This window comes from Bartonella sp. AU55XJBT, from assembly GCF_028618525.1.
The window spans coordinates 125,570-136,743 of the sequence record NZ_JAQITC010000006.1 but is presented as its reverse complement, the minus strand read 5'-3'; the positions used below and the strand labels follow the sequence as shown (position 1 = coordinate 136,743).

General features: G+C 35.3%; 8 protein-coding genes. 3 read left to right on the top strand and 5 right to left on the bottom strand.

The genetic code is table 11. The annotated features are described in order from the left end of the window. The first annotated feature begins 348 nt into the window (after positions 1-348). Positions 349-786 carry a MucR family transcriptional regulator gene (locus tag PVV70_RS04685; RefSeq protein WP_005773912.1) on the top strand — a complete coding sequence of 146 codons (438 nt, stop codon included), beginning with the start codon at positions 349-351 and terminating at the stop codon, positions 784-786. A 101-nt stretch (positions 787-887) separates the two neighbouring features. Here the strand turns inward: PVV70_RS04685 and PVV70_RS04680 are convergent, their stop codons facing one another. Beyond that, complete coding sequence (locus tag PVV70_RS04680; RefSeq protein ID WP_273758137.1) at positions 888-1,298, bottom strand: SufE family protein; 411 nt, start codon at positions 1,296-1,298, stop codon at positions 888-890. 106 nt (positions 1,299-1,404) lie between these two features. After that, positions 1,405-1,779, bottom strand: a complete 375-nt coding sequence (locus tag PVV70_RS04675) for a DUF5330 domain-containing protein (RefSeq protein ID WP_273758136.1) — start codon at positions 1,777-1,779, stop codon at positions 1,405-1,407. Positions 1,780-2,811: 1,032 nt separating this feature from the next. On the opposite strand from PVV70_RS04675, the gene PVV70_RS04670 reads away from it, so the two are divergent. Next, entirely contained in the window at positions 2,812-3,654 is an 843-nt protein-coding gene (locus PVV70_RS04670) for a peptidoglycan-binding domain-containing protein (RefSeq protein ID WP_273758135.1), read from the top strand. A gap of 1,754 nt (positions 3,655-5,408) precedes the next feature. Here PVV70_RS04670 and ppdK read toward each other — a convergent pair. From ppdK to PVV70_RS04655, 3 genes are all read right to left on the bottom strand, one after another. Continuing rightward, positions 5,409-8,075 carry a pyruvate, phosphate dikinase gene (ppdK, locus tag PVV70_RS04665; RefSeq protein WP_273758134.1) on the bottom strand — a complete coding sequence of 889 codons (2,667 nt, stop codon included), beginning with the start codon at positions 8,073-8,075 and terminating at the stop codon, positions 5,409-5,411. A gap of 179 nt (positions 8,076-8,254) precedes the next feature. Then, complete coding sequence (locus PVV70_RS04660; protein WP_273717664.1) at positions 8,255-8,911, bottom strand: DsbA family protein; 657 nt, start codon at positions 8,909-8,911, stop codon at positions 8,255-8,257. Positions 8,912-8,994: 83 nt separating this feature from the next. Then, positions 8,995-9,495 (bottom strand): DUF721 domain-containing protein, encoded by a 501-nt coding sequence (locus PVV70_RS04655; protein ID WP_273758132.1) that lies wholly within the window; start codon positions 9,493-9,495, stop codon positions 8,995-8,997. Positions 9,496-9,657: 162 nt separating this feature from the next. Here PVV70_RS04655 and mutY point away from each other — a divergent pair, with 162 nt between their 5' ends. Next, entirely contained in the window at positions 9,658-10,761 is a 1,104-nt protein-coding gene (mutY, locus tag PVV70_RS04650; protein ID WP_273758130.1) for an A/G-specific adenine glycosylase, read from the top strand. Positions 10,762-11,174: the final 413 nt, after the last annotated feature.

Below are 11,174 nucleotides of genomic sequence, written 5' to 3'. Positions count from 1 at the left end.
ATCTATTATTTTTATAATTTGTAATTTTATTTTTACATTCTCAAAAAAAATAAATAAATTTTATCTTATATTTTTTTATATTTATGATATATCATATATATAAATGATATATTATAGAATAAAACTATATTTTAATATGTAAGAATTTTGTTTTTCTTATTGTATATTATGACAAAAAAGAGGTATTTATTTGATTTTTTTGTGTTTTGGCAATTTTATAAAATAATTGAATTGACAAAAAAGATTTTTGTACAATATGAAACTTATGTGCATCGGATCTTTATATTATGAGTATATGCACTATATCTCGACTTTGGATTACTCGATTTTAAATTAAAGGAAACAAGAATGGAACATCGTGCAGTCTTAGAGACTGAAAGCAATTTAGTTATTACATTGGTTGCTGATATTGTTGCTGCCTACGTGAGTAATAATTCTATTCGACCGACTGAAGTGCCAAGTTTGATTGCTGATGTCCATGCTGCTTTTCGTAAAGCAGGGAATCTAGAATTAACGGAAGTCGAAGCTGAGAAACAACGGCCTGCCGTTAATCCAAAGCGTTCGGTATTTCCTGATTATCTCATTTGTCTTGAAGATGGCAAAAAATTTAAATCTCTCAAGCGTCATCTCATGACACATTATGGAATGTTGCCAGAGGAATATCGTGAAAAATGGCAGTTAGACAGCTCTTATCCTATGGTGGCGCCTAATTATGCAAAAACACGATCAGCTTTAGCAAAAGAAATGGGGCTTGGACGCAAAAGCAAACGGAAAAAAGCTAAATAGTCGTGTTTTGCGAAAAAGTAGTTTTTGTAGAGATTTATATATATAAAGTTGCTTTTTAGAGTGCATATTTTTTGTGTATATAGTGATTTTTAGAAGGGGAATTATATAGAGCTTTCGTTACGAATTCGTTTGATCATTGATTTTAAACCATTGGATCGTTGTGGTGTAAGATTTTCATTTAAACCAAGTTTTTCAAAGAGGTCTTGAGCATCAGAGTTGCGAATTTCAGAGGCTTTTTTACCTGAATAAAAAGCAAGAAGAATATAAATGAGTCCACGCACAATATGGGCATCGGAATCACCTTGAAACGTTAATATTGGATCTTCTGAATTATTACGTGACGATAAAAGCCATACTTGGCTAACACAACCAGGAACTTTGTGGGCATCGTTTCGAGCACTTTCTGGAAAAGGTGGTAACTCATGGCCAAGCTCCATGACATAACGATAACGATCTTCCCAACTCTCCAAAAGCGAAAAGTTTTCTATAATGTTGTCGATTATTTCCGCCATTATCTTAGTCCTGTTTCCTTTTAATCATCATGTTGAATATATTATGGGTAGATCAATATTTATCTTCCTAACATAACGAATATGGAGAACGTTAAAAATTCTTATTTTAAGATAACATTGTATGATTTTGTAAGAATTTTTTTATTTCCATTTTATGAGAAGCATTAGGAGAAACCTCTATATTATTTTTATGCCCTAATATGTCTCCTAAATATTCATAAACAGCTCTTGCACCGTAATATGCGCGTTCGCGAAGTAAACTTAAAAAGGACTTTCCTACTTTACAAGTTTCTTTATTACGGTCACAAAATGTTCCTAAGTCATTTAAAGCTTCCTTAAAAGCAATAATTACATCGCTTGTTGTTGTCTCATTATTTTTTGAGTTAGAAGAATGGTTACTGCTTGGATTTACTACAAAAAATGAAATAATGACAAAAACAAAAAACAAAAAACAAGATAATTTGATTAAAAAACGTATCATGAGCAATTAATCTACCGCAGTGGTAAAGGCAATAAAAGGGGTATTTTACAAACTGCTTCTTTATAAAAAATTTATAAAATGAGTTTTTTATAAAATTGAGTATTCATTTATTGGACCTATATCATTAGTCTTTTTATAAATATGATACGATGCCGCTATATAAAAATGGGATATATTGTCTATTCGGCAAAAAAATAAGAGACATAATTATGATCGTGCATAAGGGGTAGAAAGTGTACAATCCACGTTTGTAGCCTTTTATCCCATAAAAAAATGTAGCGATGAAATAAGGATTAAACACATCGTCTAATTTCTTTTCCCTATTGTGTCCATACTCATTTTAAATGATAATTTATCATTTTAAGCTTAGTTGAAACGGCTAGAGAAGTGTCAAACTCTGTTATTCTGACTCTCATATCGATAAAAATATAAAAAAATAGAGGCATCTCTTATGATTCTATCTCAAACCAAGACTTTTTCTACAACATTGTAAACATCAATTTAATTGATACTTATGAAAATGATTGAATATGAATAGAAGAAATTTATACCAAAATATAATACCATTAAGAGGTAATTGCCCTTATCAAACCGTTTACGGATAAGTAACCCTCTCTGTGTAAAATATAAAGAATAATAATGACTATCATCATTCTGGCGTTATAGGAAAATATTCTCAACTTGATTTTAAAGAATAGCAAACATATGCGTCAAAAATGAAGAATAACGTAGCATTATTGTTTACATGATTAGATGTGATAATGCTCGTTTGAAAACACTACAAGGTCTTGAGTGTTAATCATTTGATGCTTTCTTTATACAGATTAAAGATTTGTAAAATATGAAATGAATAAAAGTTGATAAGAGCTCTTGTTGATTTATCAACTTTTAAATGGATATAATGAAGCTGCTTATTCTAGAAAATCGAAAGGAAAAAGCAATAATATCAGTGCACTTCTTTCTAGCTTGAAATAAGAAATAATTTACATTCGTTTTTTTGTGAAAAATAAACGCAACTGAAAATAAAAACTAATGACAGCAAAGCGCAAAACATCCCGAAAAAAAACTATAAAACATCGTAAATACCATCGTAGTCTTGTTATTACTCTTCTTCTTATAATTTTTCATTTTATTTTTTGGAGTGCAAAAACTCTTTATTTCTATACACGAAAAAATACTTTATTTTTTGTTGGATCTCTTCTTTTTAGCATTAGTTTTTTATTTGTTTCATTTAATGCTTTATTTTCTCAAATGACAACACATCAAAATATTTTCACTCAAATAAAGTTTTCTTCTGCTCAAAATATAGGAAAAAGCTCTGATCTATCTGAAAAAGAAACAAAATCACAAGACCCCTCTCGTGTGGCTTCTGTACATTCTCCAAGTCATCCCCAAACAAATTCACCTTTTCCCCCTCCATCAGCAAATATGCTGGAAAAGCAAAAAGAACTCGCAGAATTAGGACTTTATGATGGCCCTTTAGATGGACTGGATGGACCTAAAACGCGTCGTGCTATCGCTTTATGGAAACAACAAGCTACTCAAAAAAAGCAAAACGATATTTTACACAACGCCACAACAGATGAAATTGCAATATTAATTAAGCAGAGCGAAATAGAAATGGCAAATGATACAACAACAAAAAATATAACAAATTCGAAAGAAGCTATTTTAGATCCTTCTGTTGAAGATATTTTACAGGTGCAAAAAGCTTTACGTAATTTTGGTCATGAGGAAGTTCTTGTCACAGGAATAGAAGATCAAAAAACCATAGAAGCCTTAAAACAGTTTCAAAAAATGTTTGATCTGCCTATCACAGGAAAAATTAATCCCACAATTTTAATGAAAATGCATGAAATTGGTTTATTAAATTAAAGCTAATCGTCTATATTATAAAAACAATCTCTTGATTGATAATGATAATTTATCATCTGCTTGCTTAATGCCCCCGAATACGAAAATATTTTTTTACCGTAAACCTTTTTATCTTAAATAATCAGAATGATTTTCTTATGCATTCCATATTAAACCATATAATTTACTCGCAAGGAAACCACGATCGGTTGCAGAAAAAAGAAATCATTGTAAGAAAGCAAAGGTACTTACTTTAAAATTTTTATTGCTTCTGGTGATCAAAAAATACGAAATTTTGTTATTGTATCACACCTTCCTTTCATATTCTCAAGCCAGAAATAATCCATATTTACTGTCAATTTGATTTTGTGAATATAACGCAAAGGATATATCCAAATATCTGTAAGAATAAGGAGATAAAAAGCTAGTGATATTATGGCTGTTGTTTCATAAAATGTTTTATAAAAAGCCGGCACATTTCTTTAATCCATAATTGGAAAATTTTGTATTTTATGGTGTTGTTTCCTAAAAAAGCCTGTGCTTTTGATATAGCTTGTTAATCAACATTCAATCGAATGTTTGAGATAAAGACTAAGGCGCTTTCTCTGCTGTTGTCGCTTTTGTATGCCAAATGGGTGCAAGCGCGTACATCCCCCTGTTTGTGTAATCTCTTAAAACAGGAAAGTAGCTTAATTTGGGCAGAATATAAAAGTTTTAAGAGTAGAAATCATTTGCCATCTTGGTCATTTTCTCTTCATTTAACTTTACGGCTTTTAAAGACATCTAAAGCCGTATCTTCTTTTAAATAATGGAAATTACCTATTGCCTCACGCTTTTATTTATCACGTGTCTTTTTGGGATCCCCCCTCACGTAAAATAAAACATCCCAAATGGAATATACTTTGCCATTCACGGGGCTTTCTTTGAAATAAACATCTCTCAAAGTATCCAAACCTATTTTGCAACAATATCCGTGAATAATATAATAGCAGTTCCCCCTGTGCGCTATCATCCTTACGCTTGTAAAAGAGAAAGCTGGCATCATGACACACGACACCCATCTCCAATGTTGCGACAACTCTTGGCATTTGAAACGATTCATAAGAGGCATATCCTTGCTTTATTTTTTATCTACGTGGTTCTCCCGGCCTGTAAAGAGCAAAAAACTTGGTTTGGATTGATTTAATTATAAAAAAGCTGAAATGAGAAAATCTTATGATAGTTGGGGCTCTCATTCAATATGATAAATTAAAATTATTATTATAATCAATATCTTATATAAATTTGATATTTCTTTATAAGCATAACGATAGTAGCGCACAGAGGACTTTATAAACACTGGGGGGGATTTTATAATTTCAGGGAATTTTAAATAATCCCATTTCACGAGTGATGACGTGAAATGGGTTAAAAGACGTTTCTTCAAAACAATCCATAAATGCACAAAATAAATGCATTTGTTTGGAACATTCTGTTTTGGGTGAGAAGACCACACCCCCCTATTAAAAAGCAAATGTGTGAATCAACTACACAATAGTGTGTCACTCTCTATCAAAATTCCCGTCAATACTGAAAGTATATTAATAATACATCTTTGTTCTATCCTGCTTTATATTTTCTCGCATACCCCTCTCAAAAATACACTTTCTCACATGCTATAAATTATAGGGGATTCTAGAAATGCTTTTTATTTTTTTAAGGAAAGAAATAAAAATAAAAGAATGTCCATAAAAATTTATTTCAGTGGTAACAATACAATAAAAAATATTAACCCGTTATATCCTTTTTGCTATTGCTGCTTGCGCTGCTGCTAGACGAGCAATTGGGACTCGAAAAGGAGAACATGAAACATAATCTAGGTTATTTTCTTCACATAAAGCAATAGAAGCAGGATCGCCTCCATGTTCACCACAAATTCCCAATTTTATTTTTGCACGCTTTGAGCGCCCACGCTGTGCAGCAATGGCAATCAGTTCCCCTACGCCATCACGATCAATAGATACAAAAGGATCTTGTTCTAGAAGGCCTTTTTGAAAATAGGTTGCCAAAAAAGGAGCAGCATCATCACGGGAAATTCCAAAAGTGGTCTGAGTCAAATCGTTTGTTCCAAATGAAAAAAATTCTGCCGTTTCAGCAATTTCATCGGCTCGAAGCGCTGCTCTTGGAAGCTCAATCATTGTCCCAACCATATACTGAATAGAGCTTCCCTTTTCTTTCATCACTTCCCAAGCAACCTGATCAATACGCGCTTTGACAAAATCGAGTTCAGATTTAAGCGCAATAAGTGGCACCATAATTTCAAGCATAACAGGAGATCCAGATTTTTGAGCAGCTTCTGCTGCTGCTTCAAAAATCGCCCGCGCTTGCATTTCAGCAATTTCAGGGTAAGTAATGGCTAAACGACATCCTCGTAATCCAAGCATAGGGTTAAATTCGCGCAACTGCTGTGCGCGTTCAGCAAGCGCTTCCACAGAAACCCCCATAGCTTTTGAAACTTCAAGAATTTCTGCATCGGTTTTTGGCAGGAATTCATGGAGTGGTGGATCGAGCAAGCGAATGGTCACAGGCAAACCACACATAATTTCAAATAATTCGCTAAAATCTGAACGCTGCATTGGCAAAAGCTTGTCTAACGCTCTGCGACGTCCACCTTCATCATGACTTAAAATCATTTCACGCATGGCAACGATACGTTCACCAGAAAAAAACATATGCTCCGTACGGCAAAGACCAATACCTTCAGCCCCAAAAGAACGCCCCATACGGGCATCAGATGGTGTCTCAGCATTAGCACGAACTCTTATACGTCGCATCCCATCAGCCCATTCCATCAACTTTGCAAAGTCTCCGCAAAGTTCAGGCTGCAACATCGCGACCTTCCCTTTAAAAATTTCCCCACTTCCACCATCAATCGTGATAATATCACCCTTTTTAAAACTTTCTCCTGAGGCAAGCAGTGTATTTGCGTTATAATCAATTCGCACACTGCCAGCACCAGAAATACATGGCTTTCCCATCCCCCGTGCTACAACAGCAGCGTGGCTTGTCATGCCGCCACGCGTTGTTAAGATTCCTTCAGCAGCATGCATCCCATGAATATCTTCTGGGCTTGTTTCTACACGGACCAAAATAACTTTGCGCCCTTCTGCCAATGCTGTTTCTGCCTCTTCTGAAGTAAAAACAATTTCACCCGTTGCGGCTCCAGGAGAAGCCGGTAAACCACGTCCGATAATCAAACGTTCTGCTTTGGGATCCAATGTTGGGTGTAAAAGTTGGTCAAGTGATTTTGCATCAATACGCATCACAGCCTCTTCACGACTGATTAACCCCTCTTCAACCATTTCAATTGCCATCTTGAGAGCCGCACGCGCTGTGCGCTTTCCTGAACGAGTCTGCAACATCCATAATTTACCTTTTTCAATGGTAAATTCGAGATCTTGCATATCCCGATAATGCTGCTCAAGTTTTTGTGCGATCTGACATAACTTCAAAAAAGCTTCGGGCATGATTTTTTCTAAAGACGGCTTATTTGAACCAGCAACAATACGTGCATTTTCTGTAATATTTTGAGGCGTTCGAATACCCGCCACAACATCTTCTCCTTGCGCATTTACTAAAAATTCACCGTAAAGTTCTTTTTGCCCTGTCGACGGATTGCGTGTAAAAGCAACACCTGTTGCCGAATCTTCTCCCATGTTACCAAAAACCATCGCTTGCACATTAACTGCCGTTCCCCAACTTTCAGGAATGCTATGTAAACGACGATAAGTAACTGCGCGTGCTGTCATCCAACTTGAAAAAACGGCTCCAATCGCCCCCCATAACTGTTGTTCCGGATCTTGTGGAAAAGGGCTTCCTAATTTTTCTTCAACATAGGTTTTATAAGAAATAATAACATTCTTCCAATCATCTGCTGTCATTTCTGTATCAATAGTATAACCATTGCGTGCTTTTGCTTCATCAAGAATCTCTTCAAAATACGAATGGTCTAACCCCAAAACAACGTTAGAATACATCTGGATAAAACGCCGATAACTATCATAAGCAAAACGTTCATTATTGGCTTGTAAAGCAATCGCTTTTACAGTTTCATCATTCATGCCAAGGTTCAGCACTGTATCCATCATCCCTGGCATAGAAGCCCGTGCCCCTGAACGAACAGAAAGCAAAAGTGGTCTTTGTTCATTACCAAATTCACGTCCTGTTTGTTCAGCAACGCGTCTTAGTGCTTTGTTCACAGATTCTTGTAGCTCTTCTGGATATGATTTGTCATGGGCATAATAAAAATTACAAACTTCTGTTGTCAGAGTAAAACCGGGCGGTACAGGCAAACCAAGATTACTCATTTCTGCCAAATTAGCGCCTTTACCTCCGAGAAGATTACGCTCGCTTGCCCTTCCTTCTGAGCTGCCATCTCCAAAACTATAAACCCATTTTTTCATTGTACAAATCCTCCCATGTTAGCATCAAAACTTCATTCAACCTAGGCTCATTTAAAAGCAATGTTTTGATTTTAAAATCGGTAAAACAAAAAATATCGCTTCATAAATGCATAATACCAATCCTTCCAAAAGAAAAAGGACCACAAGTCTCACTTATCCACCTTCTGGAAGATTAAAATTTAGTTTTTAAGATGATTATCAATCACCGAAAAAAACTCTTCTACTTTCATAGCACCTTCATATTTATCACCATTGATAAAGAAAGTAGGCGTTGCTGTGACACCAAGTTCTTTACCACGCTCAAAAGATGCATTCACTTCATCTAAAATGGACTGATTTTTCAGACACGCAGTAAAACTTTCATCTGTAAAACCCGCCATTAAGCTAATTTTTTTCAACGGTGTCAGAGCATCTTTTCCCCAAACCCACTCATTTTGTTTTTGAAATAAAACTTCTATCAAAGGAAAATAGCGATCTTCTGGTGCGCATCGTGCTAACATAAAACCTGCTGTTGCCCGAGGATCAAAAGCATAATCGCGGAAAATCATTTTCACTTTTCCTGTTTTGATATATTTTTTACGAATTTGAGGAAGGATATCATTATAAAAATGCGCACAATGCGTACATGTCAACGAAGCATACTCAACAATGATGACTGGTGCATCCACCTCTCCCTCAAAGCGATCCTTTACTTTACCCGATTGAAGAAGCTCAGCCATATCCACTGTTGCAACGGGTTTGACCCCGTGAGCTAAAGCAACTGTTACACTGTTTTGTACAATCGTTATGAAGAGAAAAATTATTCCGAAAGATAAAAAAGAGCGATATTTTACCATAAATAATACTTTTCTGTTGTTATTAAACGAATAGGAATCCAATGCTTTCTCATATATTAAAGAAAAATATATAAAATATCTTGCTATTTATTATTTTTTTCCGAGAAAATGCAACAGCCAAGTTCATAAAGTGATTGGCGTAAGCTTTTATCTTCAATTCCTTCAAGCATTTTTTCCAAGCATTTTTTGTCTTTTTCACTCAATGCTGTCTTTAGAGGCATATGATTCATAAAAACCGGCATACTCCTTTGCTCAATCTTGATGCGATCAATAGCAATATAGCCAAAAAATCCATTAATTCTATGAAGCAATTCCTCTGTTTCATGCATCAATTTTAATGCAGCAAATCCTTCACATGCGACAACAAGTGTTCCTGGCTTAAAAATGTCATCTTGATCTGCGCGACGTTTCCAAATAATTTTAAGGGGCATTGTATGCTCACTGATATCATAGCCCGCAATCTGTGACCAATGCTCTATAAGCGCGACATTAAGCCCTGTCCGTTTGCGTAAAACTGGATCAAGTATTTTCAATACCGTCTCAGAAAGAGAATAAAAAGCATGTTTTTTGTGTTGTTTTCTCATTTTTAGATCATTGTTCAACTATTTACTCAATTACAATCATTTGTTTCATCTAAAAATTATCGCTTTCCCAATTTATAAAATATCAACACAATAGAAATTCTCTCCTCACCAGAATCTCGACAATAAAAATATAAAGAGCAAAAAATATGAATTACCAAATAAATGCTTTTTTCTTTTGCATTTTACATCTCCCTATGCTTGAAAACAATCATGTATGAAATTTCTTCGCACCTCCTTTCTTGGTACGATCAAAATCACCGACATCTCCCATGGCGGATTACCCCCAAAGAGCAAAAACAAGGTATCCGTCCTGATCCTTATCAAGTTTGGCTTTCTGAAATCATGCTTCAACAAACAACCGTTGAAACGGTTAAGCCCTATTTTAAAAAATTTCTGAAACTTTGGCCTGATCTTTCTTCTTTAGCAAAAGCCTCACAAGAAGACATCATGAAAGCATGGGCTGGACTTGGTTATTATTCACGCGCACGTAATCTTAAAAAATGTGCAAGACAGCTTGTTGAAAACTACGCGGGACAATTTCCACAATCTGTAAAAGCATTGCGAACTCTCGCGGGTATTGGAGATTATACGGCCGCGGCCATTGCCGCAATTGCTTTTAACCACCCTGTAGCAGTGGTTGATGGTAATGTTGAACGTGTGGTCGCTCGCCTTTTTGCTATCACTTCAATATTACCAAAAGCAAAAGCTGAAATTAAAGAACAAACACAAAAAATTACTGCTTTAAATCGTCCTGGCGACTTTGCTCAAGCAATGATGGATTTGGGAGCAACAATTTGTACTCCACGCAAACCATCTTGTTATATCTGCCCTCTTCAAAGTTTATGTAAAGCCGCAAAGATGCAACAAACAGAAGCTTTTCCAGTCAAAGCTCCTAAAAAAGAACGCCCTTCAAAAACAGGGACTGCTTTTGTGGTCCTTAATAAAAAGAGACAAATTTATTTGGAAAAACGACAGACGCAAAAACTTCTTGGTGGAATGACCCAAATTCCTAATAATATTGGCATAAACAACGAAAATGGGCTCCAAAACGCACCCTTTACCGCCAATTGGCAATTCAAAGGACAAATTACCCATGTTTTTACGCACTTCTCTCTAAAACTCGATGTTTACTATACTGAGGATATTCATGAAATGAATTGTGATAATGGTTGGTGGTGCAACATTCAGCATCTTGCCAAAGAAGCGCTCCCTACTGTTATGAAAAAAGCAATCTCCATAGCACTTCCCAATTCTTTCAGATTTTAATAACCTTCCCTATAAAATTTTTGCTCACAGAAACTTGTGCTATCTCTAGTGACTATTTCTTCCTCTGTAAAAGAAAAATTTAAGGAAGTGAAATGATCAATTTTTTCTACAGATAAAAATTAAGAAGGGATAGAAAAGCTTAGAAAGCTTAGATTTAAATTTCAGGATTTATCCTCTTTTCACTTAATATAAGGAGCAAACCGGCACCATCACACACTTTGCCCAATCTCCAATGTTGTCGACAGCCCTTGGGCACTTGAGATAGTTCATAAGAGGTACTTTTACTCCTTTCTTTAGCAATTTTTACTCACCCGCCCCCTACTTATGACACGCAAGAAAGTGATTTTGATTGATTCAATATAAAGATAGATTTGAAATGAGAAAATCTGACGATACGTGGGGGGGCTATCATT